The following is a 19,955-nucleotide window of genomic DNA, read 5'->3' as shown; positions in this document are numbered from 1 at the left end:
GCGCCGTGACCGGAGAATTGACCGGCAAGATCGCGCTCGTGACCGGGGGCGCGCGCAACGTCGGCCGCGTGATCGCGCTGCGGCTCGCGGCCGAGGGGGCGACGGTGGTGATCAATCACTTCCGTTCGCCCGCCGAGGCGCGCGAGACCGCGGCCGAGATCGCGCGGCGCGGTGGGCGCGCCCACGTGATCCGGGCGTCGGTGGCGCAGCCGCGCCAGCGGGAGGCGATGTTCGAGGAGATCGCCAGGGAGTTCGGCGGACTCGACATCCTGGTGAACAACGCCGCCGACGGTAGGCTCGCCGCGAGTGAGGACGTCGAGGACGCCATGATCGACCGCGCCCTCGACACCAACCTCAAGGGCGGGCTCGGTTGCGCGCGCCTGGCGGCGGGACTCATGGCGGGCAGGTCGGGCGCGGCCATCGTCAATGTCTCGACCCTCGGCGGCGGTCAATTCGTCATGGCGAACTACCTCGCGTGCGGGCCTGCGAAGGCCGCCGTGGAGGCGATGACGCGGTATCTCGCGGTGGACTACGCGCCGCTCGGCATCCGGGTGAACACCGCCGCCGCCGGAATGCTGAAAAGCCCGGTGGCGGACAAGTTCCCGAACGCCGAGGCCATGCAGCGGGCGACCATCGCGGCCACCCCGCTGCGCCGCCTCGGCACACCGGAGGAGTTCGCGGAGGTCGTCGCGTTCCTGGTGAGCCCGCGCGCGTCCTGGATCACCGGGCAGACCGTCCTGGCCGACGGCGGGCTGTCGACGGGCTACGCATTGCTGTCGCCACCGGCGGATGCCGTTGCCGTGGAGCGGATTCCGGACGAGGTCGAGGCCTCCGGGACGAACTCCGCTGTCACGAGCGAGGTTCCGGCAGCCGATCCGGCTTCCGGTGGTGTACCTGTGGCGGAGGCGGGCGTGCCGGAGTCGGCCGCGCTGGTGGCGGATACGGCCGCACCGGTGCCGGAGACAGTCGACCCCGACGACGACGTGATCGCCATCGTCGGCATGGGCCTCACGGTCTCCGGGGCCAACACCCCGGAGGAGTACTGGGCCGAATTGGTCGAGGGCGCCGAACGTTTCATGCCGGTTCCGGAGGGTCGGTGGGACAACGACAGCTTCTACTCGCCCGACAAGGCCGCGGAGGACAAGTCGTACTCGCGGCACTCGGCCTTCATCACCGACTTCGTGCCGCATCCGCAACTGGCCGAGGAACTGCGCGCCTCCGGTCGCGCGCCGGACGCGCTCGAGTCCACCACGCTGTGGTTGCGGCACTCGGTGTTGCAGGCGCTCGACGGTGTGCGGCGACGTCCGGAGGACCGGTGCAGCTTCCAGGCCGGTTACACGGCCGACGGCAGTCAGTACCTGGAGGAGGCGACGGTCGTCTCGGGTGTGCTCCAGCGGATGCGCGCCGCGCTGACCAAGCGCGGGGTCGCCGATGCCGAACACCTGCTCGCACACGCGGAATCGGTGCTGCGCGAACGGTATCCGCGCAGCGTGGGGGAGGCCGAGAGGTTCTTCCCGCACCGCGTGGGATACGGCGCGATCGACGGGATCTTGCCCGCCGACACCGATCTCATGATGGTCGACACCGCGTGCTCGTCCTCGCTGTATTCGGTGGACATCGGCATCAAGGGCCTGCTGGAGGGGCGGCACGACATCGCCGTCTGCGGTGGGGCGTTCGCGGTGGGCCCGCGCGGCTCGGTGCTGTTCGGCAAGCTGAACGGGTTGTCGGCGCGCGGCGAGGTCCGGTCGCTGGACAAGACCAGCGACGGCGTGCTGTTCTCCGACGGCGCCGCCACCGTCGTGCTCAAGCGGCTGAGCCGGGCCAAGGCCGACGGTGACCGAATCCTGGCGACCGTCAAGGCCTTCGGCAGCTCCTCCGATGGCAAGGGCAAGGCGATCTACGCGCCCAGCGCCGCGGGTCAGGAACTCGCCATTCGCCGCGCCCAGGCCGACACCCGCATGGACGGCGTGATCCCCGACTGGGTGGTCGCCCATGCCACGGGCACCAAGGCGGGCGACATCGCCGAATTCACCACGCTGCGCACCACTCTCGACGGCCCGCCGGTGCAGGTGACCTCGAACAAATCGGTCATCGGCCACACCGGCTGGGCGGCGGGCACCTCCTCGCTCATCCAGGTGCTACTCGGCCTGGAGCACGACGCCATCCCGCGCCAGCATCGCTTCAGCGAGGCGCCCGCCGAGTTTCAGCTCGACACCTGCTCGCTGAGCATTCCCACCGACACCGTCGCCTGGCCGAAGCGCGACACTCCCCGCATCGCCGCCATTTCCGGTTTCGGCTTCGGCGGCACGAACGCCCACCTGGTCATCCAGGAACCCACCGCCGAAGACCTCGCGCCAGCCGGTGCGGTTCGAGCCGCCGCGCCCCATCCCGTGTCGAACAGCGCTGGTGCGCACGCGGTTACGGGCCACTCCACGGCCGTCTCCACACGGCCCGCGACGAACGGTTCGACCGTCGGTGGTCCAGCTGCTGCGCCCCACGGCAGTGAATCCGGTTCCGCGAGTGCGGAGTTCGCGACACCCGAGCCGAGAACCGCCGAACACGCTGACATGCCGAACGGCTCGTCGGCGCTTCCCATGCCGCCGACCACCCCTGTCCCGAGGAACAACGTCATGGCGAACGGAAAGACCGAGCCCGCAGGGGTTTCCACGCGACTCGCCGTGATCGCGGTGTCCTCGCACGTGCCCGGTGCGCCCGATATCGACGCGTGGTTGGCCGATCCGGCCGCGCCCACCGGGTTCGGCGACGCCTACCCGCTGCCCACCATCAAAGAGGTGAAGATTCCGCCGCGCACCATGCGGGCGATCGACCGGTGTCAGTTGATGATTCTGCGCTCGGCCCAGCGGATTCGGGAGCAGCTCGGCGACTTCTGGACGGCCAACGCGCGTGACACCGGTGTGCTGCTCGGGCATTACGGCGGCACGCGCAACGCGACGCTCTACGCGACCCGCTGCTACCTCGACGACGTCGCCCTGGCGTTGCGCGCCGATCCCGAACTCGCGGCGGCGGGTTGGCTCGATGACGTGCTCGGCGACATCGCCGCCGACATCACCGGTCTCGTTCCGCCGTCCAGCGAGGACACGTTTCCCGGCATGATGCCCAACGTCATCCCGGCGCGCGTGGCGAACTACTTCGGCCTCAACGGTTTGAACATGACCGTGGACACCGGATTCACCTCCGCGATCACCGCGCTCGACGTGGCGGGCCGCTACCTGCGCGCCGGGGAGCTCACCGTCGCGCTGATCGGCGGCATCAACGGCAACGCCACGCCGGAGCAGCGGGAACTGCTGGCCGCCGAACTGCCCGCCGACGCGGTCCTGGCCGAGGGCGCGTTCCTGCTGGCCGTCACCACCGAGCAGACCGCGACCGCGGCGGGCCTGCCGGTGCTCGGCTACGTCGAAACCGGCGTCGGGGGAGCGGGTGCCGGTGTTGAATGCGGCGCCCGCGCCGCGGGGCGGCCGGCGAGTTTCCTCGGCGGCGAAGGCGCGGTGGGGCTGCTGTCCGCGCTGACGTCGGTGGGGGAGTCGGGCGTCGCCGTGGTGGCGTGCCGCGGCGGCGTCGCGGCCTCCGACCAGTTCGTCCGGGTGAGTGGCCCGGCGGCCGTCGTCACCGAGCCCAGCGCCGTGCCCGGTGACGTCGCGGTCGCCGCCGGATCGGAGGCGATCGAGCCCGGGTCACGGCGTACGGCGGCGGCTGCCCCGGTGCCCGCGGCCGAGTCGGCCACATCGGAGCATCGCGCGGGTGCTCCCGCCGCGGCGGCCGTTTCCGCGCACGATGCCGAGACCGTGCCCGGTTCGAGCCGCGAGTCCGCCTCCAGCGCAAGCACTGTCACGTCCGCGACCGCCCCCGAACCCACCCGCGTCGACGTGCACGCCTGGCACCTGCTCGCCGAGCCCGGTGTCGTCGTCCGCCCGCCGGTCTCGTTCTGGCCGGACGCGCCGACCCTCGTCCTCACCGACTGCCCCGGCGAACTCGCCGCGGCCGGCGTCCCCGACAGCGTCACGGTGTTCTCCGTCGCCGCGTTGCCGACCCAGGCGTGGACCGCCAGGCCGGGCGTCGTGCACGTCTCGGAGGTCACGCCGGAAACCGTGGCGTCCCTGCTGGACACGCACGATCCGCGCGCGCACCTGCGGCACCTGCGCGTTGTCACGGCCCTGCCCGCCGAGCCCGCCGCCGACGGCGTCTCCGACCAGCGCACGGCCGGGATCGCGGTGCTGCACGACCTGCTGTTCCTGGTAGCCAAGTTCCGCACCGAGGCGCTGGCCCAGCCGGGCGCGAGCAGCATCACCGTGCTGACCCGCGCCATGACCGGCGCGACCCCGCACCCGTATGTCGGCCTCTTCACGGGGTTCACGAAGGTCGCCCACCTCGAGCACCCGCGCGGGCTCACCTTCGCGCTGGCCACCGACCGCGATCTGCCAGGCGCGATCGCCGAGGCGGAGGCGGAATCCATGCTGGAGCGCGGACTTCCGATCGCCTACTACGCGGCGGGCACCCGCATGGCGAGCCGCCTCACCGTGGTCGCCGACGAAACCGAGAACACCCCGGTGCTGGAGCGTGACTCGGTGATCGTGGCGGTCGGCGGCGCGCGCGGCATCACCACCGAACTCATGATCGCCACCGCCCGCAGCTACGGCGGCCGCTTCTACCTGCTCGGCAGCAGCGCGATCGACGAGGCGCCCGCCGCCTACCTGGCGATGAGCGATGCCGAATTCGCCTCCGCCAAACGCGAATACATGCGCGAACGCAAGGCCAAGGCGCCCGAACTGACCCCGGCGCGGATCAACGCCGAGTTCCAGCGCATCGGCAACATCCGCACGGTGCGCGCCAACGTGCGCCGCATCGAGGCGGCGGGCGCGGCGGCCGTGACGTATCTGCCGTGCGATATCACCGATCCCACGGCGGTGCGCGACACCATGGCGCGAATCCTGGCCGCGGAGAACAAGATCGACCTCCTCGTCAACGCGGCAGGGCTGAACCGCTCCGCCCCGATCGGCGCGAAGGAGTTCGCCGAGTTCCGCCGCATCCGCGACATCAAACTGCTCGGCTACACCCATCTCGCGACCGCGCTCGCCGCGCACCCGCCGCGCCTGTGGTGCAATTTCGGCTCGCTGCTCGGCGTCACCGGCCAGGTGGGCGAGGTGGACTACGCCTCGGCGAACGACTTCCTCGGCACGGCGGCGCTGTTCCGCGCCCAGGTGGGCGGTCGGTCGGAGTTCACCGTCGGCTGGACGCTGTGGGGCGAGGTGGGTCTCGGCGCGAACGAGCTCACCAAGGCCTACTTCGACAAGAGCGGCCAGTACTCCAACATGTCCAACGACGAAGGCGCGCACCACTTCCTGCGCCAGTTGCAGTCGTGCGAATCCCGGCCCTACGTGGCGCATCTCGGCACGGCGGAGTACGGCGCGGTCGACGCGTTGCTGCCCGGCTTCCTGCCCGCCAGCCCGCGCCCGTTCTACCTGGACCGGCGCGTGGACGCGGGGGTGGTGGAGGACCGCCCGTGGGCGGTGTTCGAGCGCACCTTCGATCTGGAGCGCGACGGATACCTGCGCGACCACCGGGTGAACGGCGCCCCGACGCTGCCGGGGGCGTTCGTCGCGGAGATCGCGTTCGAGGCGGCCGCCGCGCTGGTCCCCGGCCTGCGCGTCTACGCCCTCGAGGATCTCACCTTCCACCACTTCCTGAAGGTGCCGGAAACCGGTGGGCCACTGGTGAAACGGATTCGCGCCGAAGTCACCGAGTGGCGGCCCGATCTCGGGCAGGCGCGGGTCGCGGTCACCGTCACCGGTGACGTCATCGCCCCGAACGGCATGGTGCTGGTGCGCGACAAACTGCACTTCACCAGCGACGTGCTGATGGCCACCGTGCTGCCCGCCGCGCCCCGCTGGACGGACTGGTTCGCGGCCGAGGAGACACCGGCGGTCGACCCGTACCACCATCCGGCCTCGCCGGTTTCGCTCACCGGCCCGTTCGTCTCCACCGCCGACACCAGGCTGCACCCCACCGGGAAACGCAGCGCCTACACGCTGCGGCTCGAGCCCGGCGATGCCGTGTTCTCCCGCTTCCGCGTGCCGACCGTCCTGCTGGACGGGCTGCTGCGCACCGGCGTGCTCGCCGACGGCGCCGACGGCACGATCCCGGTGGCCGCGCCGCTGCGGATCGGCAGGCTCGACCTCTACGAACACACCAACGACGCGCTGGCGGGCCGCGCCGGACCGGTCCAGCTCTACGCCGTCCTCCCGGACGAAGGGGAGGGCGCGGGCTCGGGCAACCGCTTCACGGCGGTGCATCCCGACGGCCGGATCATGCTGACCCTCAAGGAACTCGACTGGGCCTTGATCGGCCACCTCGACCTCGGCGTCCCGGCGCCCGGACTCGACGACCTCCGCAACGGCAGGAAGCAACTGGCATGACGACGATCACCCCCACCGCCCTCGGCAAGGTGCCCCCGGGCCCGCTCGGCGCCCACCGGATCCCGGGCAACGTGAAAGCGTTGCAGCAGAACGCCCCTCGACTGTTCGACGATCTGCGCCGCGAGTACGGCGATATGGTGCGCCTGCCTCTGGGGCTGCTCACCGCGAACCTCGCCTACCACCCGACAGCGGTCAAGCACGTCCTCCAGGACAATAACGCCAACTACATTCGCGGCATCGGCTACGAGCGGTTCAAGATCTTCATGGGTCTGGGGCTGCTCACCACCGACGGCGCCGAATGGCGCACCCGCAGGCGGATCGTCAACCCGCTGTTCCACCGGTCCGCGATCGACGCCATGGCCGACACCATGGTCGCGGCCACCGCCGAGGTGCTGGAGCGCTGGGAGTCGGCCGGGCACGGTCCGGGCCGCGACGACAGCGGCGGCGACGTGGTGCCCGACATGATGCGAATCACTTTGGGCGCCCTGGGCCGCATCATGTTCGACACAGACCTGGAGCCCCACCAGGAGCCGGTGGGTGTCGCGATGCAGACCGCCATCGAGGCGATGGTGTTCCGCGGCACCGTCGTTCAACTGCTGCCGAGCTGGCTGCCGTTCCCGTACAACCGGCGGGTCGCGGCGGCGCGCGACACCATGTACGACGTGGTGACGCGCATCATCACCGCGCACCGCGAGGGTGACCACGCCGGCCGCCCCGATCTGGTGAACCTGCTGCTGGAATCCGAGGACGAGGAGACCGGGCGGCCGCTCACCGACGAGAACGTCCGCGACGAACTCATGACGGTGTTCATGGCGGGCCACGAGACCACCGGCACCGGATTGGCTTGGGCCCTCTATGAACTCGCGGCCAACCCCGACGCGCAGGAGCGCATGTTCGAGGAGGTGGACGCCGTCTTCGGCGGTCGCGCACCGGAACTCGCCGATGTGGCCAAGCTCGAGTACACCAAGATGGTCACCGACGAGACGCTGCGCCTGCACCCGCCGATCTGGGTGTATCCGCGCGAGGCCGTCGCCGACGATCTGGTGGACGGCTGGCACATTCCGGCGGGGGAGTGCCTGTTCCTGAGTCCCTACGTGACGCACCGGCATCCGGACTTCTGGACCGAACCCACCCGCTTCGACCCCGACCGGTTCGACCCGGCCCAGCAGACCAAACGGCCCAAGTTCGCCTTCTTCCCGTTCGGCGGCGGCCAGCGCCAGTGCATCGGCAACAGCATGGCGCTGCTGCAAACCCACCTCACGCTGGCCATGATCGTGTCCCGATTCCGGATCGAGACCGTGCCCGGCACCACCACCGACCTGGCGACGCTGGTGTCGCTGCGCCCCGCCGACGGCATCCGGTTGCGCCTCACCCCGCGCACCCGTTGATCCGCAGGCCCACCAGAATCCCGAGGTAGCGATGACCACCATCGAACAGGCCCCGCCCCGCGTCGTCCCCCACTTACCGGCCGTCGACTATCCCGCCGATCGCTCGGTGCTGCCGACCGGCCGATTCCTCTGGCGCCCCACCCAGATCGAGAGCACCCCGGCCGAGCCGAGCCCGCGCCTGGCGGGCCGCCGCGTCGCCCTGCTGGGCGGCAGCGCGGCCTCGGCCGAGGTGGTCGAGGGCGCGCTGAGCGCCGCCGGGGCGCAGGTGTTCCGGCTCGCCCCGCCGGCGGACGGCGCGGAGACCGACGCGGCGGCGTTTGTGCGTGCGGCCGGACGGCTCGACGGCATCATCGATCTGAATCTCGAAGCGTCCATGGATATCTCGCGGCGCTACGCCTGGGAGCCCGCCTTCCTCCAGACGGTGGGCGTACTCAAGGAGATCTTCCCCGACTGGAACGCCGAGACCGACGGCGAGCGCCTGTTCTACCTCGCCGTCACCCGCATGGACGGCAGGCACGGCTTCGGCGGCGGCACCATCGGGCAGCCGCTGGGCGGGCTCTGGGCGGGGCTGGCGAAGAGCCTGCCGCGCGAATTCGACAACGTGAACGTGCGTGTGGTCGACCTGCCCTCGGGCGGGCCGGATGTCGCGCCGCTGGACGCCGCCGCGGCCGGCCTGATCTGCCGCGAGCTCTACCGCTGGGGCTACTTCGAGATCGGCCACGCCGACGGCAAACGCCACACCCTGGTCGCGGACCGCGTCGATGTGCCGATGCCGCGGATCGAGATCGACGCGGGCGACGTCATCGTCATGTCGGGCGGCGGGCGCGGTATCGGATTCGCGCTCGCGCAGGCGCTGTGCCGGGCGCACGGCTGCACGGTCGTCATCAGCGGGCGCGCCGCGGCGCCCGACCCGTCGAACGCACTGAACAAGCTGTCCGACGAAGACTTTCGCGCCTATCGCGACCGCAGGCTCATCGACGCGGCGGGCACCGGCACGCTGCCCGAGGTGCGGGCGAAGCTGTCCAGGGCGCGCTGGGACCGGGAGCTCTGGCAGCGACTGGAAGCGGCGAAAGCCGAAGGGCTCGACATCGTCTACCGGCAGTGCGATGTGGCCGATCCGGAACAGGTACGCGCGCTGCTGGATTCGGCCGGACCGCGCCTGGTCGGCGTGGTGCACAACGCCGGTGTCGACACGCCCGTGCGGTTGCCCGCCAAGAAGACGGAGAACATCCGGCGCACCGTGTCGGTGAAGGTCGTCGGATTGATGAACCTGCTCGCGGCGCTGGACGAGACGAAACCGCTGCGGTTCTTCAATATCGCGGGCTCGCTGGCCGGGCGCTGGGGCGGGATGGTCGGCCAGCTCGAATACGGCGCGGCCAACGACGCGCTCGCGCGCATCGGATTGTGGGCGGCGGCCGACGGGCCGCAACCCGGCCGCTCCCTGCGGGTTCCGGTGACCACGATGTGCTGGCCCACCTGGGAGCGGCTGGGCATCATCACGAACTTCGAAGCGACGCTGGCATATATGTCGGCCATCAATGTCGAAGAAGGGCTATACCACTGGCACCGCGAGATCCTGGCGGGGGAGTCGGGGGAGCGGACGTTCGTCGGTGAGTTCGGCAAGGCGCTGCTGCCCACCCTGCTGCGCGGCTATCCGCCCAGCGCGCAGCTCTCGGCCGTGGACGGACTGGTGAACCGGGTGCTCTTCCTCGGCCTGCCGCTGAAGTTCGCGAGCGGCAAGCTGATCGAGTCCGCCCTGGAGATCGACCCCGGAATGGTGCCGTGCTGCACGGACTTCCGCGTCGGGGGCGCGCCCGCCGTGCCGGTGAGCATGGTGCTGGAATACTTGCGCTCCCTGGGTGATTGGGTGCAGCCCGAGGGGCAGGAGAAGCCGATCACCGCCCTGCGGGACGTGGTGGTGGACCTCGCGGCACTGCGCCTGGATCGGATCCCGGTCCGCTGGCACGCCCACGCCACGGGCGGGTGGACCGAGGACAAGCGGTGGGCGGTGCGCACCACCCTCACCCGCGCGGACGGGGTGTTCGTCGCGGCGGCCACGCTGTGGTACGGCGCGGAACCCGGTGCCCAACAGCAGGTTTCGGTTCCTGAACCAGACACATCGGTAGCCGCGGGCACGCCCCAGTGGGCGGGGCAGGCCTTCCGGCTCGGGCGCTGGACGGTCGAAGCGGGCAGCGGCCGCTGGTTCGCCGACGTGACCGCCGATCGCATGGCCGACCTGGTCGCGATCACCCCGACGCCGCGTCCCGAACTGCCCCTCAACCAGCTGGAGACGTTGGTGCGCGGCGTGTGGATGCGCCAGGCTCCGGCTCGCGCGCGCCGCCTGTGCGTCCCGTCGATCGATGTGCCCGCCCCGAACTCGGGATCGGCGGGCGTCGTCCTCGCCGACGGTGACGACTGGATCGCCCGCACCTCCGGCGGCGAACCTCGAATCATCCTGCGCCGCCCCTACTTCACCGAGGACGCATAGACATGACCACCACCGTCGAACGACCCGCCGTGCTCGACCGCGGCGACCGGTACTGCGTGATCGGGGCGGGCGCGGCCGGCCTCACCGCCGCCAAGAACCTCCTGGAATACGGCGTCGACGTCGACGTGCTCGAGCGCGCCGACGAGGTGGGCGGCACCTGGAACTACCGCGGTCCCAGCAGCGCGGCCTACCGCTCCATCCACCTCATCACCTCGAAACCGTTCATCGAGTTCTCCGACTTCCCGATCCCGCGCGACTACCCGACCTACCTCGGGCAGCGGCACGCGCTGGCCTACCTGCGGTCCTACGCCGAACATTTCGGCGTGCTCGATCGCATCGAGTTCGAGACCACCGTGACGTGGGTGGACCGCGAGGACGGCAGCCCCGACTGGATCGTCACCCTCGACGGGCCCGACGGCACGCAGGTGCGGCGCTACGCCGGGCTCGTGATCGCCAACGGGCACAACTGGTCACCTCGCTTCCCCGAGCACCCCGGACAGTTCGACGGGCTCATCCTGCATTCGTCGGACTACAAGGATCCGGACGTGTTGCGCGGCAAGCGGGTTCTGGTGGTGGGGTGCGGAACCTCCGGCTGCGACATCGCGGTGGAATCCGGGCAGAACGCCGAAGCGACCTTCCTGAGCGTGCGGCGCGGGCTCTATATCTGGCCCAAGTACCTCTTCGGATTCCCGACCGACGTGTTCTACGAGTTCCTGCTGAAATTCCGGATGCCGCGGCCGATCACGCGCTTCTTCGGCAAACCGCTGCTGCGCGTCAACAGTGTCGGGCCGCTGACCCGCTACGGGCTGCCGAAGCCGGAACACAAACTGCTCGAAGAGCATTTCGTGTTGAACTCGACGCTGCTGTATCACCTCGACCACGGCGATATCGGTGTCAAGCCGGAGATTGCCGAATTGTGCGGTGATTCCGTGCGATTCAGCGACGGCACCACGGAGCGGATCGATGTGATCGTGTATGCCACCGGATTCCGGCAGGCGGAGTTCCCGTTCATCGACCGCAAGCACCTCAACTGGGGCGACAACATCCCGCGTCTGCACCTGCACGCCTACCACCCCGACTACGACAACCTCTACGTCATCGGGTACTTCCAGACCTCCACCGGCACCTGGCCGATCATGGAGAACCAGGCACAGGTCATGGCGCGCTACCTCTACCTGTCGCGCACCGCACCCCAGCGCATCGCGAAGTTCCGGCGCGAGAAGGCCGATCCGATGCTCGGCGCGAAACTCAATGGCGGCATCGATTTCTACGACTCCGAACGGCACTGGATCCAGGTCGAACACGTGAGCTTCCGCCGTCGTATGCGGAAATTGGCCAAACGCCTGTTCGTGCCCGCGCCGGCGTCGGCTCGCCGCGCGGAAGAGGTGCACTCCCACTAGAATTCGGATCATGTATCACTACATTGTGAAACAGCGCCTGCGCGACACGTTCGAACAGGTGAATCGGGGGAACTATCCGGCCGTCGTGGCGCAGTTCGCCCCCACCGCCGAGCACTGGTTCTCCGGCGACCACGCGCTCGGCGGTGGCCGCCGCGGCACCGCCGACATCACCCGCTGGTACGACCGCCTCGCCACCCTCCTCCCCGACCTGGCGTTCACCATCACCGACCTCGCCGTCGCCGGCGGCCCGTGGAAGACCTTCGCCACCGTCCGCTGGACCGACTCCCTCACCGACCGCGAGGGCACCCGCTACACCAACGAAGGTGTCCACATCATCGAGCTGCGCTGGGGAAAGGTCCACGGCCTGTGGATCTACTGCGACACGGTGAAACTCTCCGCGATCCTGGAAACCCTCGCGAAACAGGGCGTGGAGGACGCCACCGCCCCGCCCATCACGACCTGACGCCGGCTAGGCCGGGGTGGCCCGTTCGACGATGGCGAGGCCGCTGAAGAACGAGGCCAGGACCAGGGCGATCGCCAGCACGCCCCAACCCCACAGCGGCCACCGTTTGGTGGCCGCGACGAGCATCACGATCGGGATGCCGAAGACGGCCAGGGCGATGCCGCCCCAGGAGACGAACATCGCGGGCAGGACCAGGTCCTCGCGGCAGCCGCTCTCGGCGAAGCACGAATCCGTGGCCATGGCGAAGAACGCGGTGATGTAGGCGGCGAACAGGCCGAGCGTGGCGGCGACGGAGTACAGCACGATGGCGGACACGACATCCCAGGTGCGGATCGGAGGCTTGGTGGCCGGTGTGTTCGTCATGGGTCCAGCTTGGCCGAGCGGGCGGCCCGGCGGCTGCGCAGAACTACTCGAGGGCGGCCGGGGCTTTCCACCGTCACCCGTTCGGGGGAATCCGCCCGAGGCGCCTGCCCGGGGGAGCGCGATTCCGGTGCGTCAATCACCCGAATCGGATGATTCCCGCCGGGCGCGGACCGGGTTACGTTCGGCGGGTCGCCCGCGCCCGGGCGGTGATTTCGAACCGAGATGATCGAGGTGGATCGATGTCGGTATGGGAAGTGCTGTGGCTGATCGTGGTGTCGTTCGCGTTCGTCGCCTACTTGTTACTGTTGTTCTATATCCTCAGCGACCTTTTTCGCGATCACGAGACCTCGGGGTGGGTGAAGGCGCTCTGGGTCGTGTGCCTGTTCCTCTTCCCGCTGATCACCTCGCTGGTCTACTTGATCACGCGCGGTAAAGGCATGGCCGAGCGGTCGATGGCGGCCGCGAAGCAGGTCCAGGCCGCCGAGGAGGACTACATCCGCACCACGGCGGGTACCAACCCCGCCTCGCAGATCGCCGCCGCCAAGAAGCTCCTCGACGAGGGGACGATCTCGGCGGATGAGTTCGACAGGCTGAAGGCCAAGGCGCTCGGCTGACCCGCGAGCGCTCAGGGCACCGGAACCGGCCCGTCGTCGGGGCCGGGGCCGACCACGTCCGTGTGGTCGGGCAGTAGCGGCGTCACGGCGAAGGTGGTGGCGTCGGCGGGGAGAGCTTCGACCGCGCGGACGGTCGGGTCGTCCAGCAGGGTGCGCAAGGGCGGGAGGGGGCCTCGGACGATCACCCCGACGACGCAGGCGCAGTCGGCGCGCAGGCGGGCTGCGGATGCCGAAAGAGTTGCGGTGTAGCGGGATTCGGGGTCTGTGCCGAGATCCAGTTCGGCCTGGAGGGCGCCCGCCGCCCAGCGGGACGAGTTCGTCGCGGCCACGTCGGTGGAGGGGACCGCGACGGTGACGAGCGGAGTCTGCACGCGGGGCAACGGAACTCGATAGAGAACCTGGGCGACGCGGAGACCCGCGGTGTGGTCGGGGATCTGGTGCGAGGCGAGGGGTTCGCCGAAAGTGATCAGGGCCCACCGGGTTTCGGTGTGGTCGCCGGACAGGGAGGCGCGGGCTCGGTCGAGATAGTCGCCGACTCGTTCGCCATGGTCCGGGCCGAGGCGGTCGGTGCCGACGCCGAGTTCGCGCGGCGGAATCGCGACGCCCAGCGCGACGAGAAGTCCGATCAGCGCCACCACCGCGACACCCGCCGGCGCACCACGCAGCACCCGAGCGCGCGCGGAAGGACCCCACGACTCCGCGTCGATGGGTCCGGATTCACCGTCGCCGATCGGTGTTACGTCCTCCGCCCGCACCGAATTGCTCGGTCCATGCCCGGCACCGCTCGCCTCGGGACCGCCGGACGCGTCCTCACGCATCCCGCAGGACGTCCAGCGCGTGCTTCAGATCGTCGGGGTACTCGCTGGTGATCTCGAGCCACCGTCCGTCGGCCGGATGATGGAATCCGAGCGCACGGGCGTGCAGCCATTGCCTTTCCAGCCCCAGCCGCTGCGCCAGCTTGGGATCGGCGCCGTAGGTGAGGTCGCCGCAGCACGGGTGGCGGATGGCGGAGAAGTGCACCCGGATCTGGTGGGTGCGGCCGGTTTCCAGGTGGATGTCGAGCAGGCTCGCCGACTGGAACGCCTCCACCGTGTCGTAGTGCGTGATGCTGGGCCGCCCGTCGGCGGTGACGGCGAACTTCCAGTCGTTGCCGCGCGCGCGGCCGATCGGCGCGTCGATGGTGCCGCTGCTCGGGTCCGGATGTCCTTGCACCAGCGCGTGATACCGCTTGTCGACGGTGCGCTGCTTGAAGGCGCGCTTGAGCACCGTGTAGGCGTGCTCGGACTGCGCCACCACCATCACCCCCGAGGTGCCGACGTCGAGCCGGTGCACGATGCCCTGCCGCTCGTGCGCCCCCGACGTGGAGATGCGATAGCCGGCGGCGGCCAGCCCGCCCACGACGGTCGGCCCGGTCCAGCCCACGCCGGTGTGGGCGGCGACGCCGACCGGCTTGTCGACGGCGACGATGTCGTCGTCGGCGTAGAGGATCTTCATGCCCTCGACCGGCGCGGCCTCGATGGTCAGCTCCCGCTCGGGCTCCGGGAACTCCACCTCCAGCCACGCGCCCGCCGTGAGCCGGTCCGATTTGCCCGCGGGCACGCCGTCCAACTGCACCGAACCCTCGGCGGTCAGCGCCGCGACGGCAGTGCGGGAGAGTCCGAGCAGCCGGGAGAGTCCCGCGTCCACCCGCATGCCGTCGAGCCCGTCGGGGACGGGCATGGTCCTGGTCTCCCTCACGCCGCGTTCCCCTCCCCGGTGCGCGACCGCGCGGTGGAGTCGTCGGAGTTCTTCGTCAGGCCGGGCGGGGGATCGCCGCCATCGGTGTCGGGGTTCTCCCGCTCCGGTTCGGGACCTCGGTCCTGGGTACGGACCTGGTCTTCGGGCTCGGTGTCGCGACCGGTGCGCGTGCCGTTCGGCTCGAAACCGAAGAGCGTGAGCACGACCAACAGGATCGCGCCGCACACCACGCCGGAGTCGGCGACGTTGAACACCGGGTACCAGCCGATCGCGACGAAGTCCACCACGTGACCCTGGAACGGGCCGGGGGCGCGGAACAGCCGGTCGATGAGGTTGCCGAACGCGCCGCCCAGGATCAGGCCGAGGCCGATCGCCCACCACAGCGAACGCAGCGTGCGGCCGATGCGGATCACGCCGATCACCACGGCGGCCGCGATCAGCGTGAGCAGCCACGTCATGCCCGTGGCCATGGAGAACGCCGCGCCCGGATTGCGCACCAGGCTCAGCCGTGCCCAGTCGCCGATCAGGTACACCGGGTCGCCAGGGGTGAGCCAGGCCACCGCGGCGATCTTGGTGAGCAGGTCGAAGGCGAGCACCACCGCGGCGATGATCAGCAGGGTGCGCAGCCGCAGCGGGGGCTGCGCCTGCGCGGGGGCGGGGGTGGTTTCCTCGGGCGGCCGGTCGTCACTCACGCCGATCATCATCTCTCGAGGGCCCGCCGCGCCGCGCCGCGCCTCCTGGTGCGTGTCCCGCGGCGCGCGTAAGGAAGGTCCCAGCCTCCGCTCAGGAAGCGGTCGTACTCTGTTGCTCGTGACGGTGTTGTCTTCTACCCACCTGCCCCGGTTCGTCCGCCCGGGTGCGCTGCTCGTGGTGCTCGCACTCGGGCTCTCGGCCTTCGGCGTCGGCTGCTCGGAAGACGCGGAGGCCCCTGCCACGACCGACAGCACCGAGCCGCTGGGCCTCGGCAAGGAAGTGACCGTGCCGATCTCGGCTGCCGCCGCCACCTTGGTGACGCCGGGCGACGAGCCGCTGGCCGTGCTGCGCCCCACGTTCACGGCGGGCGTGACCCAGCAGGTGACGCTGCGCACCGAACACCGCATCGAACAGCGGATCAACGACGAGCCCGCGCGCGATTTCTCCACGCCCGCGCTCACCATCCCGATGACGGCGCGGGCCAGCGCCGAGGGCGTGGACTTGGTACTGGGTGCCGTCACGACCCCCGACCCGCTGCTGAACAAGGCGCTCACCGCCGCCGACGGTTCGCACGCCGGTTTCGATCTCAGCGACGACGGCGCGATCACCGCGCTGCGCCTGGCGCCTTCGCCCGACACCTCCAACTCCGCCCGCGCCGCCCTCGAGCAGGCGTTCTACCAGGCGGTCTACCGGTCGATCATGTTCCCGGTGGAGCCGGTCGGCGAGGGCGCGGTGTGGACGGTGCACCAGCAGGTGACCGGCGGCGTCATGCTCGACCAGATCACCACCGCGACGCTCACCCGGCGCGAGGGCGACCGCCTCACCATCGAACTGCACGTCACGCAGACGCCGCGCTCGTCGGTGTGGACGCTGCCCAACGACACCGGCACCCTGCACATCGAGGACTACGTGATGGAGGGCACCGGCACCATCACCGTCGACCTGGGCCTGCCGCTGCCGGTGGCCGGGTCGATCACGGTCGGCGGCCACCAGTCCTACAGCGACCGCAGCGCCGTCAGCAAGCTGCGCCAGTCCATCACCACGCAGGTGTCGTGGGCGGAGTGAGGCGCGGGGCTCTGCTTGCGGCGGCGGGCGCGGTGCTGCTGGCCGGATGCGGCTCCCCGGACGAGGATCAGAGCGCGGCCGCGCCCGGCCTGCCGGAGTTCGGGCCGGTCGTCGCGGCCGCGCCGGCGCACACGCGGCCGATCACCGACGAGAACGTGCTGATCTCCCACCTGCTCTCGATCAGCGATTTCCCCGACGGTATGACCGCCGTCCACGACCGGCGGGTGAATCCCGGGCAAGCCGCCTTGACCACGGTCGCGGACACCGAACCCGCCGAATGCGGGCGGGTGATGTCCTCGATCGCGGCGCAGACGCCCGATCCCGTCACGGCGACCGGGATCGCCTACAGCGGCCCGGACTTCTCCAGCATCGACATCGACGCCGCGACCTTCGCCCCCGACCGCGTCGCCCCCGCGTTCACCGCTGTGCAGGAGCAACTGCGCCGGTGCACTTCCTACCGGGGCACCGATGCCGACGAGATCGCCATCGAGTACCGGGTGGGCGCCCTCGACCAGCCGAAGTCCGGGGACGCGTCGGCCTCCTATCAGGTCCGCACCACCAGCGAGGGCCTGACCCTGGTTTCGCTGGTGACGGTGGTGCAGGTGGGGCCCACGCTGGCGCAGATCGCGGTGTCCGCGCCCGAGACCGTCGACCCCGGATTGCTGAGCGATCTCACCGACGCGCAGGTGCGGCGCCTCCAGGGCATCCTCGGCCCCTGATCGCGCCGAACCGCCGGTGCCGGGGACGCGGCGGGCCTAGGCTCGGGGTATCCGACCCACCACCGATGGGAGGTCTCCGATGTCCGATGTGTCACCGGTTCCGGAAGGCTATCCGGTCGTGTCGCCCGGCTTGGCGATCGACGGCGCGGCCGAGGCCATCGAGTTCTACAAGAAAGTGTTCGGCGCCACCGAGCGCATGCGCATGCCGGGGCCCGACGGCAAGATCGCGCACGCGGAACTGCTGTTCGGCAATTCGGTCGTCATGCTCGGCGACCCCTACGAGGGTGCGACGTTCTTCGACCCGAAGACCGTAGGCGGCACGCCGGTCAAGCTGAACGTGTACGTGCCCGACGCGGACGCCGCCTTCGCCGCGGCCCTGGCCGACGGTGCGACCGAGGTCGAGCCCGTCACCACGCAGTTCTACGGCGACCGCAGCGGCACCTTCCTCGATCCGTGGGGCCACCGGTGGACGGTGGCCACCCACATCGAGGACGTCGACCCGGAAGAGATGGACCGCAGGATGACCGCGTTCTCCGGCGAATCCTGATGCGGCCCCGGATCACCCGGCGACGATCGAGTCACCTTCCACGCGTACCGCTTTCGTCGCCAGCGGCTGCGTCGCCGGGCCGGTGACGACCGCCCCGTCGAGGGCGAACGCGCTGCCGTGGCACGCGCAGTTGACGGTGCCGCCCGACACCTCCCGCACCCGGCAGCCCGCGTGCGTGCAGCGGCTGTCCAGACCGACGAACGTGCCCGCCGTCGGCTGGGTGACCACGGTGTCGCCCACGACGACCCCGCCGCCCACCGGCACGTCGGCGGTCTTCGCGAGCACCGGCGGCCCGCCCCCGGGGCCGGGAGCCGGTGCGGGAGCGGGTGGTTCGGCCGAACCGCCCTCCCCGTAGGTGGTGCAGGCCGCCAGCGCGGCGGCGGTCGCGAGCGCGCCCGCCCCCGCCACGACGGTGCGGCGGTCGAGTATCGGATTGCGAGGGTTCATGACGAACTCCGTTCGGGGGATTCAGAAGACGAGGCCGTTGTTCTGGAAGAACCAGAGCGAGGAGGTGAGCCAGATGCCGATCAGACCGGTGAACACCAGGCCGCCGGCGACGGGAATCACCCAGCCGGGCAGCCCTTTTCGTGTCAGCAGCAGCATCTTGGCGACGAACGCGCCATAGAAGAAGCAGCCGAGTGTCGAGTGCGCGAGCACGCGGGTGTCGTAGTCCCCGAAGCCCAGGGCGTACAGGCAGTGCACGGCCACCGGCACGCTCACCAGCACCGCCAGCCGGCCCGACCAGACATGTGCGGTGCCGAGCCAGGCCGCGCCGCGCAGCGCGGGGATGCGCCCGTAGAGGGCGAACGCCGAGAACACCTGGCCCAGCGCCAGCGCCGCCGCCACCGTGCCGAGCCAGGCCTTGACCGCGGTCGGACTGGAGAACCCGGCCACGTTCACCGAGAAGAACCGCGGCTCATGGACTTTCGCGTACACACCGAGCAGCAGGGCGACGGCCGCGCCGATCAGCACCGGTACGACCACGGCCAGGGTGGACGCCGCGTTCGGGCGCGCGGCAGCGGGGTGACCGTCAGTTGACATCGTCGCCACCGCTCACCCTGGTGGCCGCCACCCGGACGCCGTCGATGACGGCCGACCCGTCGGCGGCCAGCGCGGGCGCGGGGGACGTGCCGCCGTCGGGGCCGCGGCGAACGCCGGTGACGCCGCCCGCGCCGTCCACGATCCAGCTCTGCCGCGAACCGCTCGCGGAGTAGACGTAGAGCCCGGCGGGCGGCGCGACGGGAGCCACGGTGAACGCCCACCGCTTGCCGTCCACGACCAGCTCACCGCGTACGTCTCCCTCCGCGAGCCGGCCGGTGAGGGTCGCGCCGTTGCGGCCGGTGAGGGTCAGCGCGCCGTCGGTGGCCTCACCCTGCAACCAGGACTCGACGGTGGCGCCGTCGCAGGCGTAGGCGATGGCCCGCGGGCCCGCCACGGTGATGGCCAGCGTGAGCGTGCCGCCCGACGCCAACGGCACCGGCCCCACGTAGTCGGCGGAGTCGGGGAAGCGCGCGGTGGGCGCTTCCGGCGGCGCCGAGGTGCTGGGCGGTGCCGAAGTCGCCGGCGCGGCAGGGGAATTCGTGCTCGCCGTCGCCGGCTCGGGTTCCTGGGACATATTGACCGCCACCAGCACGAGACCGAGCACGGCCACCGCCACCAGGGTGAGCCACGGCCCGAGACGTTTCATGGGATCTCCTCGTTATCCGGCCGCGCACGGCCACGACCGGCGACCCGGGCTGGGGGTCGCCTCCGTGGGTATTACGAGCGGACGCGGGCGGCGGTTCAATCGGCCCGGTGCGGAGAGGGGAAAGGCGGTGTACTCGATCCCCCTCATGGATCGAGTACACCGCCTCGGGGTGGGTCAGCCGCGCGCTATCGCCTCGAAGACTGTGGGGTCGACGAGGGTGGAGGTGTCGCCGAGGGGGCGTCCTTCGGCGGTGTCGCGCAGGAGCCGGCGCATGATTTTGCCGGAGCGGGTTTTGGGGAGTTCGGGGACGATGTGGATGGTTTTGGGTTTGGCGATGGGGCTGATGGTGTGGGCGACGTG

17 protein-coding genes are annotated in these 19,955 nt (G+C 70.6%); 9 read left to right on the top strand and 8 right to left on the bottom strand.

The window, feature by feature from the left end; translation table 11 throughout:
* Nucleotides 1-5 precede the first annotated feature (5 nt).
* The 5 genes from DFR74_RS17390 to DFR74_RS17370 are packed head-to-tail and all read left to right on the top strand — an operon-like array spanning nucleotide 6 to nucleotide 12,170.
* Nucleotides 6-6,431, top strand: a complete 6,426-nt coding sequence (locus DFR74_RS17390) for an SDR family oxidoreductase (protein ID WP_067510779.1) — start codon at nucleotides 6-8, stop codon at nucleotides 6,429-6,431.
* The gene (locus tag DFR74_RS17385; protein ID WP_067510778.1) at nucleotides 6,428-7,819 is read left to right on the top strand and encodes a cytochrome P450; all 1,392 of its coding nucleotides are present in this window, start codon (nucleotides 6,428-6,430) and stop codon (nucleotides 7,817-7,819) included. Before DFR74_RS17390 ends, DFR74_RS17385 begins: the two co-directional genes overlap by 4 nt.
* A 31-nt stretch (nucleotides 7,820-7,850) precedes the next feature.
* Entirely contained in the window at nucleotides 7,851-10,307 is a 2,457-nt protein-coding gene (locus DFR74_RS17380) for an SDR family NAD(P)-dependent oxidoreductase (protein ID WP_067510777.1), read from the top strand.
* Nucleotides 10,308-10,309: 2 nt separating this feature from the next.
* On the top strand, nucleotides 10,310-11,707 hold the full coding sequence (locus DFR74_RS17375) for a flavin-containing monooxygenase (protein ID WP_067510776.1): 1,398 nt from the start codon (nucleotides 10,310-10,312) through the stop codon (nucleotides 11,705-11,707).
* Nucleotides 11,708-11,717: 10 nt separating this feature from the next.
* Complete coding sequence (locus tag DFR74_RS17370) at nucleotides 11,718-12,170, top strand: nuclear transport factor 2 family protein (RefSeq protein ID WP_067510775.1); 453 nt, start codon at nucleotides 11,718-11,720, stop codon at nucleotides 12,168-12,170.
* A gap of 6 nt (nucleotides 12,171-12,176) precedes the next feature.
* Here DFR74_RS17370 and DFR74_RS17365 read toward each other — a convergent pair whose 3' ends face one another.
* On the bottom strand, nucleotides 12,177-12,533 hold the full coding sequence (locus DFR74_RS17365) for a hypothetical protein (protein WP_067510774.1): 357 nt from the start codon (nucleotides 12,531-12,533) through the stop codon (nucleotides 12,177-12,179).
* A 239-nt stretch (nucleotides 12,534-12,772) separates the two neighbouring features.
* Between DFR74_RS17365 and DFR74_RS17360 the strand changes: the two genes are divergently transcribed.
* The gene (locus DFR74_RS17360) at nucleotides 12,773-13,147 is read left to right on the top strand and encodes an SHOCT domain-containing protein (protein ID WP_067510773.1); all 375 of its coding nucleotides are present in this window, start codon (nucleotides 12,773-12,775) and stop codon (nucleotides 13,145-13,147) included.
* Between the two features lie 11 nt (nucleotides 13,148-13,158).
* Here the strand turns inward: DFR74_RS17360 and DFR74_RS17355 are convergent, their stop codons facing one another.
* From DFR74_RS17355 to lspA, 3 genes are read right to left on the bottom strand one after another with little or no spacing between them, the layout of a single operon-like run.
* Entirely contained in the window at nucleotides 13,159-13,965 is an 807-nt protein-coding gene (locus tag DFR74_RS17355; RefSeq protein ID WP_324192105.1) for a hypothetical protein, read from the bottom strand.
* On the bottom strand, nucleotides 13,958-14,884 hold the full coding sequence (locus tag DFR74_RS17350) for an RluA family pseudouridine synthase (RefSeq protein ID WP_067510772.1): 927 nt from the start codon (nucleotides 14,882-14,884) through the stop codon (nucleotides 13,958-13,960). The genes DFR74_RS17355 and DFR74_RS17350 overlap by 8 nt, the downstream gene beginning before the upstream one ends.
* Nucleotides 14,881-15,588, bottom strand: coding sequence for a signal peptidase II (gene lspA, locus DFR74_RS17345; protein WP_067510771.1), 708 nt, complete (start codon nucleotides 15,586-15,588; stop codon nucleotides 14,881-14,883). The genes DFR74_RS17350 and lspA overlap by 4 nt, the downstream gene beginning before the upstream one ends.
* Before the next feature lie 112 nt (nucleotides 15,589-15,700).
* Between lspA and DFR74_RS17340 the strand changes: the two genes are divergently transcribed.
* The 3 genes from DFR74_RS17340 (at nucleotide 15,701) to DFR74_RS17330 (ending at nucleotide 17,908) form a co-directional block, all read left to right on the top strand.
* The gene (locus DFR74_RS17340; RefSeq protein WP_113975178.1) at nucleotides 15,701-16,642 is read left to right on the top strand and encodes a hypothetical protein; all 942 of its coding nucleotides are present in this window, start codon (nucleotides 15,701-15,703) and stop codon (nucleotides 16,640-16,642) included.
* Nucleotides 16,639-17,361, top strand: coding sequence for a hypothetical protein (locus DFR74_RS17335; protein WP_067510770.1), 723 nt, complete (start codon nucleotides 16,639-16,641; stop codon nucleotides 17,359-17,361). Before DFR74_RS17340 ends, DFR74_RS17335 begins: the two co-directional genes overlap by 4 nt.
* 79 nt (nucleotides 17,362-17,440) lie before the next feature.
* Nucleotides 17,441-17,908, top strand: coding sequence for a VOC family protein (locus tag DFR74_RS17330; protein WP_067510769.1), 468 nt, complete (start codon nucleotides 17,441-17,443; stop codon nucleotides 17,906-17,908).
* A 12-nt stretch (nucleotides 17,909-17,920) separates the two neighbouring features.
* On the opposite strand, the gene DFR74_RS17325 is transcribed toward DFR74_RS17330, so the two are convergent.
* The 4 genes from DFR74_RS17325 to DFR74_RS17310 form a co-directional block, all read right to left on the bottom strand.
* On the bottom strand, nucleotides 17,921-18,355 hold the full coding sequence (locus DFR74_RS17325) for a QcrA and Rieske domain-containing protein (protein WP_084537815.1): 435 nt from the start codon (nucleotides 18,353-18,355) through the stop codon (nucleotides 17,921-17,923).
* 21 nt (nucleotides 18,356-18,376) lie between these two features.
* The gene (locus DFR74_RS17320) at nucleotides 18,377-18,949 is read right to left on the bottom strand and encodes a DUF6529 family protein (protein WP_067510820.1); all 573 of its coding nucleotides are present in this window, start codon (nucleotides 18,947-18,949) and stop codon (nucleotides 18,377-18,379) included.
* Nucleotides 18,939-19,595 (bottom strand): hypothetical protein, encoded by a 657-nt coding sequence (locus DFR74_RS17315; RefSeq protein ID WP_067510768.1) that lies wholly within the window; start codon nucleotides 19,593-19,595, stop codon nucleotides 18,939-18,941. The genes DFR74_RS17320 and DFR74_RS17315 overlap by 11 nt, the downstream gene beginning before the upstream one ends.
* 174 nt (nucleotides 19,596-19,769) lie before the next feature.
* Nucleotides 19,770-19,955 (bottom strand): AMP-binding enzyme (locus tag DFR74_RS17310; RefSeq protein ID WP_147265845.1); only part of this gene is annotated, 186 nt, incomplete at its 5' end.

The organism is Nocardia puris, from assembly GCF_003315035.1.
GTDB classification, from domain to species: Bacteria; Actinomycetota; Actinomycetes; order Mycobacteriales; family Mycobacteriaceae; genus Nocardia; species Nocardia puris.
The sequence above is the reverse complement of the archived record's forward strand: the minus strand, read 5'-3'. Positions and strand labels throughout refer to the sequence as shown.

Excerpts from the sequence above, each read along its gene's own strand:
- DFR74_RS17385 (WP_067510778.1), top strand. The coding sequence starts at position 6,428 with ATGACGACGATCACCCCCACCGCCCTCGGCAAGGTGCCCCCGGGCCCG.
- DFR74_RS17380 (WP_067510777.1), top strand. The coding sequence starts at position 7,851 with ATGACCACCATCGAACAGGCCCCGCCCCGCGTCGTCCCCCACTTACCG.
- DFR74_RS17375 (WP_067510776.1), top strand. The coding sequence starts at position 10,310 with ATGACCACCACCGTCGAACGACCCGCCGTGCTCGACCGCGGCGACCGG.
- DFR74_RS17370 (WP_067510775.1), top strand. The coding sequence starts at position 11,718 with ATGTATCACTACATTGTGAAACAGCGCCTGCGCGACACGTTCGAACAG.
- DFR74_RS17365 (WP_067510774.1), bottom strand. The coding sequence starts at position 12,533 with ATGACGAACACACCGGCCACCAAGCCTCCGATCCGCACCTGGGATGTC.
- DFR74_RS17360 (WP_067510773.1), top strand. The coding sequence starts at position 12,773 with ATGTCGGTATGGGAAGTGCTGTGGCTGATCGTGGTGTCGTTCGCGTTC.
- DFR74_RS17355 (WP_324192105.1), bottom strand. The coding sequence starts at position 13,965 with ATGCGTGAGGACGCGTCCGGCGGTCCCGAGGCGAGCGGTGCCGGGCAT.
- lspA (WP_067510771.1), bottom strand. The coding sequence starts at position 15,588 with ATGATGATCGGCGTGAGTGACGACCGGCCGCCCGAGGAAACCACCCCC.
- DFR74_RS17330 (WP_067510769.1), top strand. The coding sequence starts at position 17,441 with ATGTCCGATGTGTCACCGGTTCCGGAAGGCTATCCGGTCGTGTCGCCC.
- DFR74_RS17325 (WP_084537815.1), bottom strand. The coding sequence starts at position 18,355 with ATGAACCCTCGCAATCCGATACTCGACCGCCGCACCGTCGTGGCGGGG.
- DFR74_RS17320 (WP_067510820.1), bottom strand. The coding sequence starts at position 18,949 with ATGTCAACTGACGGTCACCCCGCTGCCGCGCGCCCGAACGCGGCGTCC.
- DFR74_RS17315 (WP_067510768.1), bottom strand. The coding sequence starts at position 19,595 with ATGAAACGTCTCGGGCCGTGGCTCACCCTGGTGGCGGTGGCCGTGCTC.